General features: G+C 55.8%; 14 protein-coding genes. 8 read left to right on the top strand and 6 right to left on the bottom strand.

The genetic code is table 11. The features are described from left to right. Positions 1-85 precede the first annotated feature (85 nt). The 3 genes from AC05QJ_RS31865 (at position 86) to AC05QJ_RS31855 (ending at position 2378) form a co-directional block, all read left to right on the top strand. Positions 86-688 (top strand): hypothetical protein, encoded by a 603-nt coding sequence (locus tag AC05QJ_RS31865; protein WP_476748242.1) that lies wholly within the window; start codon positions 86-88, stop codon positions 686-688. Between the two features lie 89 nt (positions 689-777). Continuing rightward, entirely contained in the window at positions 778-1686 is a 909-nt protein-coding gene (locus AC05QJ_RS31860) for a DsbA family protein (protein ID WP_476748241.1), read from the top strand. 125 nt (positions 1687-1811) lie between these two features. Further along, entirely contained in the window at positions 1812-2378 is a 567-nt protein-coding gene (locus AC05QJ_RS31855; protein ID WP_476748240.1) for a hypothetical protein, read from the top strand. Between the two features lie 11 nt (positions 2379-2389). Here the strand turns inward: AC05QJ_RS31855 and AC05QJ_RS31850 are convergent, their stop codons facing one another. Further along, positions 2390-3859 carry a 3'-5' exonuclease gene (locus AC05QJ_RS31850; protein WP_476748239.1) on the bottom strand — a complete coding sequence of 490 codons (1470 nt, stop codon included), beginning with the start codon at positions 3857-3859 and terminating at the stop codon, positions 2390-2392. 176 nt (positions 3860-4035) lie between these two features. Between AC05QJ_RS31850 and AC05QJ_RS31845 the strand changes: the two genes are divergently transcribed. Both AC05QJ_RS31845 and AC05QJ_RS31840 read left to right on the top strand, forming a co-directional pair. Further along, positions 4036-4869 carry a hypothetical protein gene (locus AC05QJ_RS31845; protein WP_476748238.1) on the top strand — a complete coding sequence of 278 codons (834 nt, stop codon included), beginning with the start codon at positions 4036-4038 and terminating at the stop codon, positions 4867-4869. Positions 4870-5007: 138 nt separating this feature from the next. Beyond that, positions 5008-5535 carry a hypothetical protein gene (locus tag AC05QJ_RS31840; protein WP_476748237.1) on the top strand — a complete coding sequence of 176 codons (528 nt, stop codon included), beginning with the start codon at positions 5008-5010 and terminating at the stop codon, positions 5533-5535. Between the two features lie 759 nt (positions 5536-6294). On the opposite strand, the gene AC05QJ_RS31835 is transcribed toward AC05QJ_RS31840, so the two are convergent. Next, positions 6295-8127, bottom strand: coding sequence for an ATP-binding protein (locus tag AC05QJ_RS31835; protein ID WP_476748236.1), 1833 nt, complete (start codon positions 8125-8127; stop codon positions 6295-6297). Positions 8128-8684: 557 nt separating this feature from the next. Here AC05QJ_RS31835 and AC05QJ_RS31830 point away from each other — a divergent pair. Further along, positions 8685-9668: an IS5 family transposase gene (locus tag AC05QJ_RS31830; protein WP_476748121.1), complete on the top strand. Its 984-nt coding sequence runs from the start codon at positions 8685-8687 to the stop codon at positions 9666-9668. Between the two features lie 27 nt (positions 9669-9695). Here the strand turns inward: AC05QJ_RS31830 and AC05QJ_RS31825 are convergent, their stop codons facing one another. Together AC05QJ_RS31825 and topA are read right to left on the bottom strand one after the other, a co-directional pair. Beyond that, on the bottom strand, positions 9696-10022 hold the full coding sequence (locus AC05QJ_RS31825; protein ID WP_476748235.1) for a hypothetical protein: 327 nt from the start codon (positions 10020-10022) through the stop codon (positions 9696-9698). Positions 10023-10112: 90 nt separating this feature from the next. Next, complete coding sequence (gene topA, locus AC05QJ_RS31820; protein WP_476748234.1) at positions 10113-12236, bottom strand: type I DNA topoisomerase; 2124 nt, start codon at positions 12234-12236, stop codon at positions 10113-10115. A gap of 447 nt (positions 12237-12683) precedes the next feature. Between topA and AC05QJ_RS31815 the strand changes: the two genes are divergently transcribed. Beyond that, a complete protein-coding gene (locus AC05QJ_RS31815) occupies positions 12684-13172 on the top strand; it encodes a PD-(D/E)XK nuclease family protein (protein ID WP_476748233.1) in 489 nt (162 codons plus the stop codon). A gap of 63 nt (positions 13173-13235) precedes the next feature. Here AC05QJ_RS31815 and AC05QJ_RS31810 read toward each other — a convergent pair whose 3' ends face one another. Together AC05QJ_RS31810 and AC05QJ_RS31805 are read right to left on the bottom strand one after the other, a co-directional pair. Further along, on the bottom strand, positions 13236-14450 hold the full coding sequence (locus AC05QJ_RS31810) for a ParB/RepB/Spo0J family partition protein (protein ID WP_476748232.1): 1215 nt from the start codon (positions 14448-14450) through the stop codon (positions 13236-13238). A 597-nt stretch (positions 14451-15047) separates the two neighbouring features. Next, positions 15048-15575, bottom strand: a complete 528-nt coding sequence (locus AC05QJ_RS31805; RefSeq protein WP_476748231.1) for a hypothetical protein — start codon at positions 15573-15575, stop codon at positions 15048-15050. A 140-nt stretch (positions 15576-15715) separates the two neighbouring features. Between AC05QJ_RS31805 and mobH the strand changes: the two genes are divergently transcribed. Then, on the top strand, positions 15716-19393 hold the full coding sequence (mobH, locus tag AC05QJ_RS31800; RefSeq protein WP_476748230.1) for a MobH family relaxase: 3678 nt from the start codon (positions 15716-15718) through the stop codon (positions 19391-19393).

Below are 19393 nucleotides of genomic sequence, written 5' to 3'. Positions count from 1 at the left end.
GCTTCGCACAGCTTGAAATTCGCGTGGCCATCAGTCCACAACATAGGGGCAAACCCGCCCAGGCACAGTTCGCTAGAGGTTGATAATGGCCATTACACGGTTAGACCACGGGACCATTCAGTTGAAAGAACACTCGGATCTCAATGCGGAGTTTCTGCTGATGCGCAAAGAGGCACGCTGCGTGCTTCAGTTGTTTTTGGATGAGCGTCAAAAGCTCCGCGCAGCTGAGCGTGCGATGGGCATTCTCGACGCGAAGGGAAAAGGGCAGGGTCTTCCCAGGGATGATATTTTTATCTACCAGAGCCATTTGACGCAGAGCCGCTTGTACGCGGGGCGGATGAAAAACCTTGCTGCTACGCTCGCGTCGTACGGTCACCGTTTGATCGAGCTGATGGAAGCCTTGTCGCCGCTGCTATCCATTGATCAACGCCTGTCGCTGATAAGCGCCCAGGAGAGGGGCTTGCCAGGTGAAGCCTGGAAGACCTCCCCCCTCCTTCAATTGGTTACTCGTTACAAAGCCGAAGATTCTTCTGCGTGTAGCCGTGGGGATATGGGGCCATTACAGGCATGTGTGCTCGCCAGCCGCGGTGAGCTGATCGCAACCCCAAAATCCGCGCGCCAGGCCTCCCAGATTTTTGCGCCGGCACTTCCTTCGTTTGGTCCACTCACCCTGGTTGCCTCCCGGTAACCGAGCCAGTTTGAGGGGCTGATTGGCCCCTTACCACTTCCCTCGCTGCGTATCGTTCCTCGCACTAGTTACCACAGCAGGAACAGCTAATGCTCAACTTCAAGACCACGAAGACGATCGCCCTTTCCGTTTTCATTTCGCAGGTAGTGACACTCGGAGGGTTCGCTGCATTCAACGCCTGGCATGGCGGGCATTACTTCGATGAGAAGGTTGCGGCTGCAGTCGATGGTGTGCTCGAGCAGCGTGAGCAGAAGGAGATCGACGCCTACGCGAGTGCACAGTTCAGCCGATTCCCCAACGCGGTCGATAAGGTGCCCAACGACGCACGGGTGTATGGCGATCTGAAAGCGCGTTTCACCCTGGTCGAGTTTTCTGACATGGAGTGCCCGTTCTGCAAACGCCTTCATCCAACGATCAAGGAAATTGTTGATCGTTCGAACGGTGCGGTGAATTGGCAGTGGCGCCATCTCCCATTGCAGTTCCATAACCCGGCAGCGCATGACGAAGCAAAGGCCTCTGAGTGCTTTGCAGAACAGAAGGGGAACAAGGGATTCTGGGTGTTCATCGACCAAGTCTTCGAGCTCTCGGCCGGCAACGGAGGTGGGGTTAAGGACCTGCCGGACGTTGTAAAACGCCTCGGGGGGGACAAGGCCAAGTTCATCGAGTGCATGGCCAGCGAACGACACAAAGACCGAATCAACGAGCACATGCTGATGGGCGAGAAGATCGGCGCAACTGGCACGCCCGCAACGATGGTCATCGACAACCTCACCGGGGAGAAGGAGTTCGTGAAGGGCGCCCAGCCGGCGAGCGCCTTCATCACCATCATGAAGAAGATGATGGTCAGCGAACGCGCAGATGCTCAGGCCGAAGAACAGAAGCAGAACGGCGAACCGGTCGACGGTGGTGCGGTGGTGACCGAAAAGGTCCTGGGTTTCGGCGCTCAGAACAGGGCAGCTGTGGAAGACGTCGAGCCGGTGGTGAAAGAGAGCAACTAAGGCGATTGACCTAGTTTCGGGGCGTCCATGTGGCTCTCTCAGGCGGACCTGAGGGGGCCATTTTGTTAGGAGGGGTTCATGGTCCACCAATGCGTCAATGCGATTCTGGATACTGGGGCTCAGCAATGAAGAACGCTCCATCGTCGAAACCTCAAAAGTTCGGCCCGGGAATGAGGGTTCTCCTCCACCTGGGCATCGCCGCCCTCGTCTATGCCGCAGTTGCGGTGCTGCTGCCAGCATTGCTGCTGCATCACGGGGCTTACTGGCCAGCTAAGGCCATACGGGGCTTTGGGATCGCAACCTCGCTCATGTGTGGGTTGTACGCCGTTGCTGGTGCACTTCGGTGGTTCTTCGAGGCGGTTCGGAGTGTTGTCTCAGCGCTTCAGCGCGATCCACGTGAGAACCTTCGTACGCTACCTCCGCTGAAAGGCGAACTGACGGATCTGCAAAAAGAGGAACTGCTGGTGCTGACCAAAACCACAAGCAGTTGGGGCTCGCTCGAAGGTGAATTGAAGGCCCGCGGTTTTCGCATGGTTCCACATAGCCAGGACCTCTGTTTGGCCACGCTGAACTCGACGATCGAAGTACTCTGTACGATGGCGAGCCTGGGAAGCGGCGCAAGCTACGAGTCTCTATGCATGCGCTGTGGTACCCCACCCGAGCACTTGGTGCCACTACGCCGGGCGATGTGATATCGGAATGATCAGGTCTGTGATTGGCTAGCCGCTAGCTTCTGCCTGTTTGTGCACTCGCGCATCAGGCCGATAACCACCTGGTTGACGGCCAACTGGTGTCGGGCACGGGTTGACGCCACGTACAAAAGCGCTAGCTCGTCCTCCCGAGACCCATGATCCATCTGAGGGTCTAGTGGGTCAGGGTAGTCGTCCATGAGCGCGACGTTGTCCCATTCCAGGCCTTTTGAGCGGTGTGCCGTCGCCAGAGTTATGTCTGCCAGGCTCTCGTCTTTCACAGTCATCGCACGCATCTGCCGAAGCTTGGCCTCAAGGTCATCCGATCCAGTGATGATTTTGATAGCTCTGACCATTTCGCGATCTTTCGTCTCCTCTGCGATGGCCAGGTACTGATCCCAGTCGCTGAACTCCTTGAGCAACCGTTTGTTTTTGACCTTCTGGGTCTGACCTTCACTGAACCAGTAGAGGTCCTCGATGTTCGAGATCTGGTAACCATCAATCCCGCCTACCCAGAACACTTTTCGGCCGGCCGCGGTGTAGTCCAGGGCCGACATAATGACCCCCATAACAGTCCTATGAAGCAACGCTGGACGCCTGGCTGAACTGTCGAGAGCGGTTTTGATTCTGGTGCGCGCACCCGCTCCGACGACCTTCAGTGTTTCGCCCTTAAAGCTCAGGATCATGTTGGCCAGGGAGGCAGTAGCCGGGCCGAACCGGAACGACCTGGTAAGGTTCAGGTCAACAGCATCATTTAGTTCAGGGTCATCGAGTGCGTTGTCTGCGCCCCTGAAGCGATAGAGCACCTGGTGCCTGTCACCAACGAAGATTTTTCTACAGCTCTGCATTTTGATGAGCTCAAGAGTCAACCCGTTCAGGTCTTGAGCTTCATCAGCAAGGATGACGTCGTACTGCCTGCTGAGGTCTGGTTTGCTGAGAAGGTACAGCTTCAAGTACCCGTCATGGAGCATCGGCACCGAGCTGTCCTCAGAGTCGATCATTCGCGCCCAGAGGTCTTCGGCCATCTTGAAGAGGACCTCTAGGAAGCTCGGCGGCATTTGCGACCCGGGCTTGCGATTGATTGTGGGAATGTGGCTCTCATGGAAGGTATCAAGGGGGCTGCAGAGAAAGTTGCTGACCATGTCGACAACAGCTCGTACAAGGGTCCAGTCGTTCGTTTCCAGTACCTTGGCCATGTCTCCCAGGCGAAGTGCCCCTTCAAGCTTGTGCTCGAACTTTGCCCTGTAGCTTCTGTAAGCCAACTGGTGGGTTGTCGCGCAGAAGACGTTGCTTGGGAATCGATTCTTGGCTTCATCACGGATCGACTTGTTATACGCCAGATAAAGGAACCGCAGCTTGGGGTATCGCCGTGAGTAGCCTTCCAGAGACGTCGTTTTGGATGCGCCCGCAAACGCTCGGAGCCGTATTAATGGCGCCTTGCAGTCGAGAAACTCCAGCTGTTCCGGTGTCCAGTTAATGTCCACGTCCGATCCCTCAGGTTCATTCCGGACAATCTACCAAGCTGCCATTTGTAGGGGGCCTGAGATCGAGCCAAATGAGGGACCGTGATCACTAATGCCCGCCCCTGAGGGTAGATAAGCCAATCGGGCCACGCCAAAAGTGCCCAGAATCGAGCAACTTAAAAAAGTGCGAGCCTTCAATGTTTAACGAGTCCCTCTGGCAGGTCATTCAGAGCCTGGCCTACGTCTTTCTGATGCCACCGTTGAGCATCCTGATCATCGATAGGTTGGTGCGATCCCTGGTGCACAGCTTATTCCGGTTTTACGCGATCACAGGTTTGCTCGGTACCCCTATACATGAACTTGGACACGTGCTGGCGTGCTTGGCGTTTGGTTTGAAAATTACCAAGCTCCGGCTCTATTCGCCCGACCCGTCCAGCGGACGACTCGGATACGTTGAATTTGCCTATCGGCCCACCTCGACCATTCACGCAGTTGGACTGGTGGTGCAGGGGGTTGCCCCGCTGTTCATGGCCTTCGCATTGTTCGAGTTCGTGTTCCCATCAACGCAGGCCCTTGCGCCGTGGTCGACTTGGGGGGATGGCGACTCTGTTGTTTTCGCGGGAGTAAAGGGGGCCTGGACCCTGGTGGTGGGAAACCTTCTGTCTGGAGGACTGGGTTTCCTATGGAGCATAGCGGCTCTCGTCATCGCCCTGCATTGCATTCCTTCATGGGCTGATATCCGCCTAGCCCTCAGGGGAGGGCTGGTCCTTCTGGCCGTGGCGCTGGCAATCAGTGTCCTTACCAGGATGGACTTGGGTGACCATCTCCCTAGCAGCGTGAACGCTGTCTTGTCAGGCTTTCAAGCGACATCGTCGCAGTGGGCGGTGGCAGCGTTGGAGTGGGTCATCTACGCGGTAACCTTGGTCACGGTCACGGCTGTCGCCGGGCTGCTGATTATGCTTGTCATCCCTGCAGCTTGCCTGAAGTGTCTCAGGACGGTGCGACACCGCTGTGATGGTCGTGACGGCTAGGCACGCGGGAACTGTATTTGGCGTGAATGTAGGTCTCAGAGCAGGCAGGAGGGTTTGCCCCTGCCCAAGGGCCTGTTTGCTGACCTTTCTGTACGGGCAGTCCATATAGTCGTCATAACTTTACAGCGAGTGCCATCCATGCGGTTTGTCGCCCTATTGATGTTGCTTTCAATGTCCGTTTCAGCTTCTGATCCCCTCTCGCTCGAAGCTGGCATCGCTGATGCCATCTCGCAAGGTGATATGGATGCTGCCGGCGTGGCGCTATCCGAGCTGAAGCAAATGGCTTGTAGCGGTAACCCAGTAGCCGCTGCAAAGATCGGTCGGCTTTACCTGTTCGGCAACGGCCTCTTCAAGCGCGATGTCGACAAGGCGAAGGCTTTTTTGCGGTACGGTGCTGAGAGCGGGGCGCCCAGCTCCGCGGCTGACCTGGCGGTTGCAATTGCCACCAACCCCGCGGGTGTAGATACGCTGCAGGATGCGGCCAAGTGGGCAAAGGTCGCGCAGTACGTGGATGGCGAGGGGAGTGCGGATATCGTTGCCCAGATGGTGCTCATGGCGGCAGCCGGGAGTGACTTGACTGAGGGTATTCAGGATGGTGCTCGTTGGATTCAACTGTACAGAATTAGAGGTATCGCCGTTGAAGGATCACCTTGTCAACCTGGCTAAGAACGTGAGGCCTGGGTTCACCATTATTGCCCTGACCTCGCTTGTATACTTGATTTGCCGATCGCTGGTGCCGGCGTTCCCTGTGGTCCTGATCATTGTGGGTTTGATACTGCTCTTTGGAATACTCATGGTGATGCAGGGAGTTGGACAGTGGGTCATTTCGACGTTCGATAACCGGGTGAAACGCGCGGCTTTTAAGGCAAGGTGTGCGTATTTGTGGGCGCATGCAGCCCCGCCGCTGTGCGACCACACAAATGACGGGATAATGCATCGATTGATGCTCCAGGATCTGCCTGAAGACGCTAGCGGCCGTTGCCTCTCGTTTGGCATCGATACCTCGGGGTATCCTGGGTACGAGGCGCGTGGGTACCTACTGGTAGTCGGCGCTGTAGTCCACCTTGCCGTGGTTGCAGGCGTTCGAGGCAAATGGCACATCGAATCCTACTGCCGTGCCTCGTGCTCTGTGGAAGGCTCTGTATTTACGGTGGAGTCGGTTTGTGGGCCGCTCACCGGTTGGATAGGGGTGGGTGCAAAGCTGGGCGTTGATCTCGCGCATAATGGCGATGAAGGGCTCCGCGGAGGACCATTTGGGTACGTCCGGTTGTCGAGTAGTGGCGTGCCTAAGGTGCTCAAGCGTTTTTGCCCAGTGCCTGACATCCCCGGGTGATATCGATGGAAATGGCTGCAACTAAAAAGCCTGCACTGCGGGCTTTTGGGTGTACGGCGAAAACCGTTCTGATTCTAAGTCGGCTACTCCCATCAAAACCACTCATCGCTATCACGAGAACTCGTAGTGGGATGACTCATTACCAACGCCCATTTCTTCTTTCTGGCCCTTATCTGCTGGGTCTTGGCAATATCCGATTTAGGGATCAATCGGCGCATGTCGAGCGCTGTGAGTCGGTCACGCGGACTGATATCAATTTCACTCTTTAGTAGAATTTTCATGTACTTGAGGTGGCACTCACGCAAGATGCGGCCAAATGAGGCACCCCGCGTCACATCGTGGAACCGCTTGTAGAATTCAATTCCGTGCTCGTGTTCATCAAGTGAGCTAGCACCTTGGTGGCAAAACTCGTGGACGGCGAGGGATACCAAGCCTGGAATATTGGTGAATGCGTCATCCAGCGCTGTTACGTTGATGCAAATGAAATCGAATCCATTAGTCCAACCATTGACGCAATCTGACTGGCAGGCAGAAATCTTCCTGGTCCGCGAGGAGGGGTCTCTTGTCAGTCGCGCAATATCCGATGCTATATGCCTAAGCGCACGTAGCGCTGCTAGTTGCTTTGGTGAAAGATCTGCATCAGGAACGAACTTTGTAGTGCCGGCGTAGCTCTTCTTTAGCTTCTCAAATTTAGTAAAGCGTCGATCCCAGCTTTCTGTAATGAACTCATCGAAAAGCCGGCAAATTACGCAAAGGAAGTCATAAGCAGCATCTTCGTTGCACTCCAGTTCTGCCAAGTCGAACATCCTTGGCACTATCATGGAAAAACGTCCCTCAGAAACGGCACGCTCAGCTATGAGGCTCGACTTTCCGTCGTACAGGCTGAAACGGGAGTTGGACAAGAACTCGCGCGGGGATACGCGCTTGCCTGAAAGGTCCAGAATAAAGCGCATGTCACACAGTATTTCGGCTTCTTCGCGGTCAATGGAATGATGTTCTCTCGCAACTTTGAAGACCAGCGCTCCAAGGTCCCTGTCGCTCATCTGGGCTGACTGTCTGATCGAGATACGGAAAGCCTTTTTCCCTACCTTTCGCATGTTCTCTAGGGCGGGACACCCATACAGCCAGCTATTGCGTGCCATGTTGAGCTTGATAGGAAATTTCGAGACGAAAGTTCCTCCAACGCCGAACTCCCGCCGCTTGGTAGCTAATGCGTAGATACCTTGGTTGTAGATCTTGAGCTCTGATGAGGAGTCGAACGAGTAGTAACCAAATTCGTCCTCTTCACTCCAGGTACACGTGGCCGGAGGCGTGTTCAGCTGCTTCCCTGACAAGTAAATCGGAATCGTTATGTACTTTGTCGATTGGACGAACGAGTCATGGCCTGAGTAATGCCAGTCCCCCTGGTTTTCACTCAGGAGTCCTGATGAATGGAGCTCGTCAAGCGCTGATTTTTCAGTAATCACACCGTCGATCTGGCAGCCAGCATGCTCGATGTCAGTCTCCGCTAGGGTGTAGCCTAGAGGGGCGCTGTCATCGAGAAAACGAACGTCCATGATGAACTGGCCGCTCCGCCAGGTGGTGTCAGCGAAGGCCATGATCTGGCCGCGGCCGATGCGGAAGCGCCCGAACTGGGCATCACCTTCAATATGGGGTGTCCCAAAGGTCTCGAAGAACCTTTCGATTTCATCGCGGCTGCGGAAGCCCTTGCCGTTATCCTTTACGGTGAACGTGCCGTCACTACGGAAATGCAGGTCGATTCTCGTGGCTCCAGCGTCAACGCTGTTCATCACCAGTTCTCCAACCGCTTTTACCAGCGTGCCAGCCTGCTCTTTAATTAGGTGTCGGATGATTCCTGGATGGACGTTGAAGGTACGCTGCTCGGTAACAGCATTAATTGGGAGTGCGTTGTCCTGGCTTTCCATTCGTCTTTCACCGAGTGTTTTGGGATCGTCTTCTCTTCAGGGTGACTCTACGAACCGGATCCACTAGGGGGGCGGAGTCCGAAGAGTGCCACCAAATCTCCAAATTCCCGTCGCCCTTCGCCCAGCAGCTCGAAGTCTTCAGTCGTTGGCTGTTGGCCGTGCAGAACCTTGGAGTTGACGCGTTCGAGCGAGGCGGTTAGATCCAGTAGGCGCTGAAGTTTTAGCCTTACCTCTTGAGGAATGTCGTCGATGGTGAACACTTGATGTGGCCCCGTTATTTTTTTGTTTGGCAATGAATACCAGCCGGCGAGCCTCCATCTCAACGCACGCTCCCATTTCGAAGATGGGCACTGAAATATTCAGGTCGCCAAGTTCCTCGAGGGTGAATTCCATTTCATAACCGGCGGTGTGGTAAAGCTGCTGCAAGGCTACCTTGACGCGTTCCTCTTGGCATCCAACGACACCACCTAGGGATTCTCCGATCAAGTCAGCACAGGCCACCTGAGCTGTGCTGAAATAGCCCTCCCGTCAATTTCCCCCCACAAGCCCTCCATCCCATGAGTCAGATGAGCTTTTCCGATTTCGAGTACGCTGGTAAGCGCAAGCAGACCCGCCGCGAACGTTTCCTGGCCGAGATGGAGCAGGTGGTGCCGTGGAGCGGTTTGGTGGCATTGATCGAGCCGCATTACCCAAAGGCTGGCGGTGGCCGCAAGCCTTACCCACTGGAAACCATGCTGCGTATTCACCTGCTGCAGAACTGGTTCTCGTTGAGCGACCCAGCCATGGAAGAAGCGCTGTACGAGATTACTTCGATGCGCCAGTTTGCTCATCTAACGCTCAGCGCTCCGATCCCCGAAGACACGACAATCATGAATTTCCGGCACCTGCTGGAGAAGCACCAACTGGCTTCGGGGATTCTGGAAACTATCAATAATTACCTTCGAGACAAGGGCCTGTCGTTGCGCCAGGGCACCATTGTCGACGCCACCATCATTCACGCCCCCAGTTCGACCAAGAACAAGGAAGGCAAACGTGATCCTGAAATGCATCAGACGAAGAAGGGTAATCAGTATTTCTTCGGCATGAAGGCGCATATTGGTGCCGATGCTGAGTCGGGCCTGGTGCACCACGTCCACGGCACAGCGGCGAATGTGGCTGATGTAACGGAGGTCGCTCACCTGCTACATGGTGATGAAAATTTCGTCTGTGCCGATGCGGGTTACACCGGCGTGGAAAAACGGCCTGAGCATGACGGGAGGCCCGTGATCTGGCAGGTCGCGGCTCGCCGCAGTACCTACAAGCACTTGAGCAAACGCAGCGTGCTTTACAACGCCCGACGCAAGATCGAGAAAGTTAAAGCGCAGGCACGAGCGAAAGTCGAACATCCCTTTCGCGTGATCAAGCGTCAGTTCGGTTATGTGAAAACCCGCTTCCGTGGCTTGGCCAAGAACACGGCGCAACTGACCACGCTGTTTGCGCTGTCGAATCTGTGGATGGTGCGCCGGCAATTAATGCCTGCTGCGGGAGAGGTGCGCCCGTGAGGGCAGATAACCAAGGCTTTGCCTTGGTTATCCAATAATCAGCGACTGAAAGTCAGGCTTTTCGGCATCCCCGAACCGCCCATTTCCGGCCGATGGGCAACTTGTTCGGAGTTTCCCTAGCAGGAAATCATTGATCAATTCGCATGCTCGGTGAGGCGCAACGCCGACGGCTTCCATTTCCAGCGAGCTTAAACCGGCGCTTTGTTCATCCTCTGGGTGAAGCTCAATAATCCCAGGCATGGGCCCGATCACCACATTCAGGGTATTCGTAGCGGTGGCGATGCCGATCTCAATGGGCAGCCTTTTATCAGCTGATGAGTAGCTGGATACCGCGATTGCGCCGTCAATACACATAAAAAGTCCATGAGCATCTGTCCAATCGGCGCATTATCCAGTCACCCTGGTGCTCGAGGGTTTGGATCTACCCCCCTAACAGGGGCGAATTCAGGCCTCCCGCGGTCCGCTGCACGTGGGGTTATCGCCCTCATAGGGCGCAGTGCCCTTGCACTTCGGATACCCAAGGCAGCCCCAGAACTGACCCTTCGCGCCTGTCCGTAAGGACATCTGATGCTTTTTGCACTTAGGGCAACGCTCCACCGAAAGGGTTTGCGCCGGTTTGGGGGCGTCAGTGTCAGAGGTCGTGTCCCTTGTGCGGACGGTGGAGATATCAGGTTCAGGCGGTTTTCCGCGCTGTTTGATTTCACTGCAGGCTGCCGTGCAGGCCGGGTACGCAGTACATCCCCAGAATGCCCCAGAGGATGTAGTCCGTCGCCGAAGAGATCCTGTTTTGCAAATAGGGCAACTGACTTGGTCGCCAAACATCTTGGCCTTCTCCTCGGAAACCACGGCGGCGATGGCTGGATCCGATTTGATCCTTTCAACCTCACCAGTGAGTACCTGGTGCTGATAGCTCACGACAGCTAAATAGGACGCCTTGCCAGTGGCGATCTGGTCCAGAGCGCCTTCGATCATCTTCGTGAAGTCGTAGTTGATGAAGCTGAATCGGCCCCTGAGAATCGAGATCACGCCCATTCCAAGTGGGGTTGCATAAAGCTTTCGGCTTTCTTTGCGCACGTACTCGCGCTTGTACAGCGTTGCCACAATCGAGGCGAAGGTGGAGGGCCTTCCAATACCCATGGACTCCAGCAGCTTTGTCAGTGAGGCGTCAGTCAGTCGAGGTGGTGGCTTGGTCGCCGTCGTAATTGGTCTCACCTCGCAGCACTGTAGCCGGGCTTGCTCCTGCAGCTCAGGGAGCGACTTGTCGTCTTCTTCGTCCTTTGCCTCTTCTTTGTCTTCAACCGCGTCATCTGGTGTGAGAGCCAACCAGCCCGGACTCAGTAGTACACGTCCCTTTGCCAGGAATTGAAGATTCGAGTCCTTCACCTTGACCGCGGAAAGCAACACGGCCTTGGTCGCATCGTATCGGGCCGCGACCATCTGACTCGCCACGGCGCGAAGCCAGATCAGCTTGTAGAGCTTCATTTCGTCACTATCAGGCGCAAAGTCGGTGGGTGTGATACCGACGGCAGTTGGCCGGATAGCTTCGTGCGCTTCCTGGGCGTCAGCTTTCGAAGCCCATGTATTCCGCTCTTTGGGAACCGCGTGCCCTTGACCAGTGAGCCATGCACGAATTTCTTCAGCCGACTCCTCGTCGAGGTTGGGGCTATCAGTTCTGTGGTAGGTAATCAGGCCCGCTTCAAACAGTGCCTGGGCCTTCTTCATGGTCTGGTCGACATCCATTCCAAGCTTCACGCTTGCAGCTTGTTGGAGAGTGGATGTTGTGAAGGGAGCTGGCGCTTTTCTGTCTTCTTCCCGACGGTCAACCCTGTAAACCATGAACGCGGGTTGGTTCTTGATGGCCTCTGCCAAACTGGCAATGTACGGTGCGCTTGTGAATAGGTCGGTGGGTTCAACACCCATCGCCGTTTGCAATGCCTGATGCTGCCATTCCGCGGTCCACACTGCTTGCTTACCGGGCCAGGGGAAGGCCACCTTCAGCTTGTAGTGCTCCACCGAGACGAACCGCTCAATGGCCTGTTCACGATCGACCAGGAGCAGCAACGCGGCCGATTGAACGCGGCCGGCAGACAGGTTTATTGCGGCGCCGGATATTTCCGTCAGGAGAGGTGAGACGGTGTAACCAACAATCCGGTCGAGGACGCGTCGGGCTTCTTGAGCGGCCACCAGCATCATGTCGAGGTCGCCGGCATTGGAAATGGCTTCCGTTAGGGCTTTCTTGGTGATCGCGTTGAACTTGATTCTGCGGTACTTCTCGGGCTTCAGAACCTCTCTCAAGTGCCATGCGATCGCTTCACCTTCTCGATCAAGGTCGGTGGCCAGGTAGACCATGCGCGCCTGCTTGATCAATTTTTTCAGTTTGGATACAACCGATTTTTTGTCTTCATTTACCTCATAGTCAGGTACAAAACTCGGGGCTTCTACCCCCATTCTCCGAAGGGGCAGGTCACGGAAGTGCCCGACGCTTGCGGCAACTTTGTATTTATCACCAAGGTACTCTTGCACCTTTTTTATCTTTTTCGGACTTTCGACTATGACGAGATCGAACACGATATTCTGTTCCTAGGAAACCTAGAACAACAGTGCCTTGTGGATGATGCCGAGGGGCGCCGATTCGCCCCTGTTGAAGTCAATTGCGCAGCCGGGCGACTTCCTCGGCTGTGCCAGCGTTAAGGACAGCCCTCAAATGGAATCGGTCATGCTCCACCTCGCCTTGGCGGCTGAGTTCCTTCATCGCTTGGGTTGGTGCGTCTTCCAGGTTGAGGGCAACCATCAATTCGCATTGGCCCAGTTTGGAAAGCTCTGTAGCCGATACAGACTTTGGATGGCGACCGTTGCGTCTCCCGCTCATAAATCACCTCATGGTTTCATTTGTCACCTGTACAACTTCTCATGCTTTTCAGATAAGCAAGCTTTTCAGCTGGCGGCCGCGCCCGCGGGGTTGCACTTTCAGAAGAGGGGGTACTGTAGTGGTGTGAAGAAATAACTGGTGAGTGTATGAATCGTGCAATCGGTGCATGGAGTGAGAACCTTCCCGACGCGCTCCGTGGTGGTCGGGTAGTGCTGTCCGAGCGCGACCTGGCTACTGAAATTCCCGTCCCATTGCACGGCCGTGGAGATCAGGTGTTTCTGGTCAATGGTTGGCTGGTGCCTGTGGACACCAAGCGCAGGCGGCGGGAGATGGTCTACATGAAGGACGTCATCCAACTGAGCGTTTATGCCTTCATCCTAGCTCGGCAGTCACAGGCGTTGTTCGGGAGGAATCTGCCCGTTTCAGGTACTGGTTACATCCGGATCGCCGGCCCTTCGCGCACGATCTACAAACCAGTAGCACTGCTCAACAGCGCTCAGATCATCTCGCTATGGAACAGGTATTGGGCACTGCGTGGCGAAGGCCTTCGGGCCGCGCCAAGACACCCGAATGAAGCTGTGTGTGCGGGCTGCTCGAAAAAGGCAATGTGCCCGGTAGGCCGCAGGGTTCGATAACCTGCCTATAAAAAAGGGGGAGTCAGAAGTATCTTCTGGCTCCCCCTTTTGCGTCACTCCGGTTTAGCTGGCCAGGCTCATATTCATCTGGCTCTTATCCTCTCTCACGTCGGGTGCGCCGCCATCATCGCGGTGCGTAGACACCTCATTGGAGATCGAGATAAAGCGTTCGTACTCTTCAATCGGAATTTGAACGGAAACGCTCCCCGATTGGGTGTTGATCACCGCTGACTCGCGCATGTGCCGAGAAATACCGGTCATGGTGGTAGTCATATTCGTGATCAGCTTTTTGCCAATGCGCTTGGTCGGAGCCTTGATGTTGCGACTTGTAAGTCGGATTGGCGGTGGGACCGGCGCTGCAGGTTCAGGGGGGGTTCCAACCTGGGGAGGAGATGCTTGGTCGGACTCGTTACCAGCCTTATCAGGGCCATTCGGAGTGGTCGGGCTTTCAGTAGTGGGCTGGGCAGAGGGTGGTGTGGTTGCAAGCAATAGCGCCTGCTCCTTCTGGCGAGCCTCATAGGCGTCGAGGATGATTTTCTCGCTCGCGCTGCCATATTTTCGCCAGAGATCCAGGGCAAGGAATGGCTTGATGATCCCCTTTTCAAGCAGTTCCTGGACTGACTCAGGTAAGAGCAGCAGGCGTATGCTTTCGCGGACACTGGTGTCGGTCCTTCCGACAAACATTGCGATCTGGCCATCCGAAAATCCGAACTCACGCAGACGTTGATACCCTCTGGCGCGTTGGATGATGGTGATTTTCAGCTGCTCGTTCGAAGTCAGGATGCGAACGGTGGCCAGCTGATCACTGCCCTTGAGTTCAATGACCGGCAGCCGTTTGATTGGGGCACCGCGTTCAGCCGCCAGTTTCGCCGCACGCAGCCGGCAGTGACCGTCGCGGACGTAGCAGTGGCCGTTGACAATCTTTACCTCTAGAGGCTGGAACTGTTCACTGCGCGCCCACGCGGCAGCCAAGCGTTCGATATGTTGTACTGTGTCCTCCCGGCTGTAGTCACGTAGGTTGAAACCCTCTTGTTCCTCGATCAGGTCCAAGGCCAACCAGGTGAGGTTAGTTTCCCCAACGCTTCCGCTGTTACCTCCTGCGACAGCTGCTTCGCAGAAGGTCGATAAGTCATTCGCGAGCTGGGCTTGTTCGCCGTGCTCTTCGCTGTCTTCGTCGTACTGTTCAAGATCCGTCATCGTCGTAGTTCGCTTAGGTAAATGTGAGGCGGCGGGAGGTGGAGTCAAACCCACGGTGCCGAACACGAGAGCGATGTTCATCGAGTCCCGGTCATCTCAACGTGCGCGGGGAGCCATCGAAGTGCTTCTTCGGTTCTCGCTGCCCACCTTACCGTCAATTCTGTACATGCAAGGGCCACTTCGGACCCCCGAATGGTGGCGAACTGAGACTATTCCGGGGTTGATTTTTGTTACGGTCCCTGAAACACAACAGGTGAGGTGCTTTGATGGGAAGCGCAGGGGCGGCCGTTCAAGATCAGAAACGACTCAGAATGGGGGTTCCGTTGAGGGCTTTGACTTCGGAACATGAGGTATCCACGGACTGCAAAGCTACTCTCGGCATAATTGAAGAGCTGGTCTCGGCCGACGCTATCAGCAGTAAGCGCATGGCTCACATGGATCTGTTGATCCCTGACGGGCGGTTGCACACGATAGCCGTGCGGTGGAAAAGGGCATGGAGAGACCAGTCGCTCTGGGGAGGGGGCATCAAGCAACTGCTGGTAGTTGAAATGGTGATCGGGGCCATGATTGGGGTCTTGCTCGGGTTGGCCACCTACGACACACGCGCTTACTGGTGGCTGCTTGGTTTGCTCCCAGGGTAAAAGGGCCCCTTTCGGGGCGAAGTACGGTGTCCGGGTGTCATTTGCCCTGGAAACATTTACCTCGCAAGGATGCGGGGATGCCCTTAGGGCCGCCCAGAGCGACGATCTCCCATTCACGCTCCGTCATCTCCATGCCTGCACCCCGGCAAAGTTTCCGGTAGGCGCGCTCGTACTCATTTTGGGTGGCATTTAGCGTTGCAACCTGTAGCGCAGGTGCGCTCGGCGCGGTAGAGACGATCAAGGCCTGGTCAATGGCCTTGTTCATGCCGTGATTCAGAGCAGTCACCACGACGCTACTGCCTTGCCCAGATCGCAGCTCAGCGTAGTTCCCCTGAGTGGTCATAACCTGGTCTTCGCTGCTCATCACATGCTGATAGGCCGGTTTTCTCAGCGCGGCTCCACCGCGGCCTTCATGACCCCAACTGCTGTAAAACTCATGGGCGATTCGAACCGGGACGTAGGCCGTCGCGTTACCGGTCACATCGTCATATTGGTGTTTGTGCGAGCTGGAGCAAGCCGCAAGAAATGCTGCTGCCGCGATCAGTATTGCCTTAGTCCGAAGCATATTGCCCTCCCGTGATATGTGAGAGGAATTATGTGGGCTACTGCATGTGACTGTGGGCGTAGTCCGACCCACGAATTGGTATGGATTAAGGCTCTCCTCATCCGACTTCTAGACAGAATGCATGCATGAGGAGGACTGCAATGCAATTTCTAAAATTTCTAAGGGGCCTGGTTTCGCGCGCCCCCATAGATGCAGGGTCTGGCGGCAAGGGCAGTCTTTCCATCAGTCAAATTCAAGAGCTGGAGCTCGACGATCCGGAGTTGCAGAAGCATTTGATGCATGGCGATGAGTCCTTGCTCAAGTACCCGCCATTCCTTAAAGGGCTACCTGCCAGAGTTCCGGGAAAATACCTGCTGAGCAACCATGCCGCTAAGGTGCGTGCACTTTCAAGCGGTATTGGGTTACCACCCAGCGAATTTAACCGCCTGATCATGCCCGTCCTGGACGGCTTTGCCAGCTTCGCGCACATGCTCCCGGCGTCTCAAGCGCATCACCACCGCGGCTCCGGGGGCTTGCTCGCACACTCTCTCGAAGTGGCGGTCCACGCTCTGAACGCTTGTCAGGTCACGGTTTTTGACCATGACAAGTACCCAGCTATGCGCATCAAACGAAGGGATAAATGGAGCGTTGCGGCAGTGCTCGCTGCGCTACTGCATGACGTTGGCAAGCCGCTATTCGACCTGCAGGTCACCGATGCATCCACGGACAAGATTTGGCAGCCAGTGGCCAACACGATCCCTGAGTGGGCTGAAGAACATAACGTTGACCGTTATTTTTTCCGCTGGAATCCCAATCGCCACGACGTACACAAGCATCTCTCGACGACCATGATTGACCGGCTGCTGCACAAAGACTTGCGGCTATGGCTCATGGAAGGTGGTCAGGACCTGTATCTGGCGATGATCAATGCTATCGCTTGCCAGGACGAAAAAAGCATCCTGACCGGGCTGGTGATCAAGGCTGACTCTACCTCCGTGGCGGCCGATCTCAGAAAGTACGGGGGCGACGCATCAGGACAATCTGCGATGGGCATCGGCGTGCCGGTCGCCTCTTTGGTCGTTGACACCATGCGGCACCTCAAGAGCAGTGGCAACTGGCTTGTCAACGAACCTGGCAGTCGGATTTGGATCTTGGGTGATGGGATTTACATCGCCTGGGTGGCAGGCGTGAAGGACATCACCGAAGAGCTCTATCAGAAAGGTGTGAAAGCTGTGCCACGCAGTTCGGATGCGCTGGGAGAGATGCTCCTTGATCACAATATTTTGGAGCGATCGCCTGAGGGGTCGATTTACTGGCCGGTGTTCCCCGACGTGCTCAGTAAGGGCGGAGGCAAGCTGATCAAACTGAAGTGCGTTAGGTTGGCGGCCTCCAATCTGCTATTCCCGTTCGAGCCAGTTCCACAGTCCATTGCAGGTGTGGTTGGTGAGGGGGAGCACGAGCTAAGGTTCGAGGCAAACTCAAACGAAGGCATAGGTTTAGGGGCCGAAGGAGAGTTGCCATTGCAAGCGGGAGATCCGATGGCTGCGTTCCCAGCTCCCGGCGCAAGCGCCTCTCAATCCATGGAGCCAATGTTCTCCCTAGGCAGCGCAACCATAGATTCCTTTGCTCCAACACCCGCCGCTGAAATTTTCAGTGTGCCAACCTTGGCTGTACCGGATTTCTCAGCTCCTACAGGGGGGCTCGACCCGTTTAGCAACCTGCTGCCTAAGACAACAGCGCCCGATGCTGCGCCGATGCCAGCGGCAGCACCTGCACCAGAGCAGCGCCCATCTCCTGCCACCACGGCGGATCCCCGGCTGGCGCACGGAAACCCGCGGACAAAGCCTGCAAATGCCACGCTTGAGAAACTGGTGCCGGGAACGCTACCAGCTCCGCAGATCAAAATTGTTGGAGCTCAGACAAAACCTGAATCAGCTTTGCCTGGCATCGTGGTGACTGGTACCCAGCAGCCTAACGCTGAAGGTATCAAGATCGGAGGTCGGCAGGTTGCCGCTAAGTCGGCAGACAAGGCCAAACAGCCAGGTCCAGGTAACCAAAAACTAAACGCTTCGCAGCTTGCGCAAAAGACATCGAGCAAGCCGGTCAATGGACCTGCAGGCGAATGGGCTGACCTACCGCGTGTAGGTGACGACGATGCTCAGCGTTTTTCTGGAGACGATGAGTACTTGGGGATGCCTGCACCTTTACAGAATGGGTTGCCACAGGCAGATGATGTCGAATCATCCGTAAGCGCTCCCTCTGGCATGGCCACAGTGTCAACGGGTACAGCTGGGCCTGATTCAGATACTGCACGTGATGCTGAGTACGCCTACAACTTCGCAGATATCGATGACGACGTGCTTGAGATGGCGGGGATGGCAATACCAGATAGAAGCCTGGTCCAGCATCCGGCCGAGAAAGAACCCGCAGAAAAACTTGTGGCGACACCGACCAGGACATCTGCAGTACATGCCAGCAGGGGCACGCAAGAGCGAGCGCTTGAGAGTCCAATTCAGGTCGAACGCCCTGTCAATCCAGTGGCGCCGCGGATGCAAAAGAGCGACGTACGAATGGTCATTCCGCCTGAGCTTGCTGGGATGGATGAATTTTCGTTCGGTGACCTCTCGGTAGACATGTCACTTGATCATCTGGGCGATCTGCCGGTGGGTTCTCCAATTTCGGTCAGCTTGCCGAAAGACATGGAGCGGCTGCTTTATGCGTCGGATGTTAGTCTGGAAACTGTAAACGTGGAGCATGGCTATGATGTGAGTCCGGCCCATCCAACGGTTACCTATGACCAGGCGCCTGAAGAGTTCCATGGCGCTGAGGGCCTCGATCGGGAAGACCACACTATGGGGGTGTTCGACTTGCCTGTGATGAGCTCCAGTGTAATGTTGCCGGAGCCGGAGCCGGAGCCGGAGCCGGAGCCGGAGCCGGAGCCGGAGCCGGAGCCGGTACCTATCGCCGCCCCAGTCATGTTGGAACTGCCGCCACCTCAAGCGATACCGGAAACTGCAGTTGAATTTAATGTGGCTCCGCTGCAGGTGCTGCAGCCCAAGCCTGAAGCCCCAGCTCCGGTCCGAGAGGTGGCAAAGCGCAAAGCAGTACAAAGGGCGGCCCAGCCTGGCGTTGGGCCAGGTATCAGCATTTCAAAAAATAGCGCCGGACCATCCAGAGCAATCAAGGTAGGGCAGCCAAGGAAGCCGCGAGAGCAACTGCAGCGTACCCCGGTCGATATTGTGCCCTTGCCAGAAGAATCTTTTGCCTTGGCAGGGCCGTTCAATGGCTATGAGTGCTCGGTGCAGCGAGCCGCGGAGTACGAGGAGTTTCTCGCTCTCACTCCTGAGCTGACCAAATCGCTGAAATGGTACGCAGAGCACCTGGACAAGAACGTGTCGATGGTGAGCTTTAAACCGAACCTTGAGTTCGCCGGCTCGGGTTTTATCTTTGATGATCTGCCCAGGCTGCAGAAAGCTATGTGGCTTTGGGACGACTTCACCGGGACTATGAATCGCAAAGCCCCGAAAAGCGTCATGCTGAATTGCTACCTGGGGGAGGTGTTCGAGTACCTCACGAAAGGTAAGTACCAACATTCTTTAGCAGCTGCCAAGAACGAGGTTGAGGCGCAGAACCTGCGCCGTATAGCTGTAGCTGCGTTGGCGCTCTGCAAGGAGTCTGAGCTCAATGGCAGGCGAGTTGTCAGCATACCGCCGAGGAAGCTCAGCGAACTATCGAATGCTCTTCAAGTGGATGAACCGACCCTGAAGAGGGCGCTAATAGCCACCCATCAATACCTCTTAGTTAGGAACAATCACGTCATTGAATTGGTGGACAAATAG

The organism is Pseudomonas sp. TUM25319 (genome assembly GCF_056388475.1).
Note: the sequence above shows the minus strand (reverse complement) of the source record. Positions and strands in the feature narration are given on the sequence as shown.

Excerpts from the sequence above, each read along its gene's own strand:
- AC05QJ_RS31825 (WP_476748235.1), bottom strand. The coding sequence starts at position 10,022 with ATGTGTATTGACGGCGCAATCGCGGTATCCAGCTACTCATCAGCTGAT.
- AC05QJ_RS31815 (WP_476748233.1), top strand. The coding sequence starts at position 12,684 with ATGAATCGTGCAATCGGTGCATGGAGTGAGAACCTTCCCGACGCGCTC.
- AC05QJ_RS31865 (WP_476748242.1), top strand. The coding sequence starts at position 86 with ATGGCCATTACACGGTTAGACCACGGGACCATTCAGTTGAAAGAACAC.
- AC05QJ_RS31810 (WP_476748232.1), bottom strand. The coding sequence starts at position 14,450 with ATGAACATCGCTCTCGTGTTCGGCACCGTGGGTTTGACTCCACCTCCC.
- AC05QJ_RS31805 (WP_476748231.1), bottom strand. The coding sequence starts at position 15,575 with ATGCTTCGGACTAAGGCAATACTGATCGCGGCAGCAGCATTTCTTGCG.
- mobH (WP_476748230.1), top strand. The coding sequence starts at position 15,716 with ATGCAATTTCTAAAATTTCTAAGGGGCCTGGTTTCGCGCGCCCCCATA.
- AC05QJ_RS31845 (WP_476748238.1), top strand. The coding sequence starts at position 4,036 with ATGTTTAACGAGTCCCTCTGGCAGGTCATTCAGAGCCTGGCCTACGTC.
- AC05QJ_RS31835 (WP_476748236.1), bottom strand. The coding sequence starts at position 8,127 with ATGGAAAGCCAGGACAACGCACTCCCAATTAATGCTGTTACCGAGCAG.
- AC05QJ_RS31855 (WP_476748240.1), top strand. The coding sequence starts at position 1,812 with ATGAAGAACGCTCCATCGTCGAAACCTCAAAAGTTCGGCCCGGGAATG.
- AC05QJ_RS31860 (WP_476748241.1), top strand. The coding sequence starts at position 778 with ATGCTCAACTTCAAGACCACGAAGACGATCGCCCTTTCCGTTTTCATT.
- AC05QJ_RS31830 (WP_476748121.1), top strand. The coding sequence starts at position 8,685 with ATGAGTCAGATGAGCTTTTCCGATTTCGAGTACGCTGGTAAGCGCAAG.
- AC05QJ_RS31840 (WP_476748237.1), top strand. The coding sequence starts at position 5,008 with ATGCGGTTTGTCGCCCTATTGATGTTGCTTTCAATGTCCGTTTCAGCT.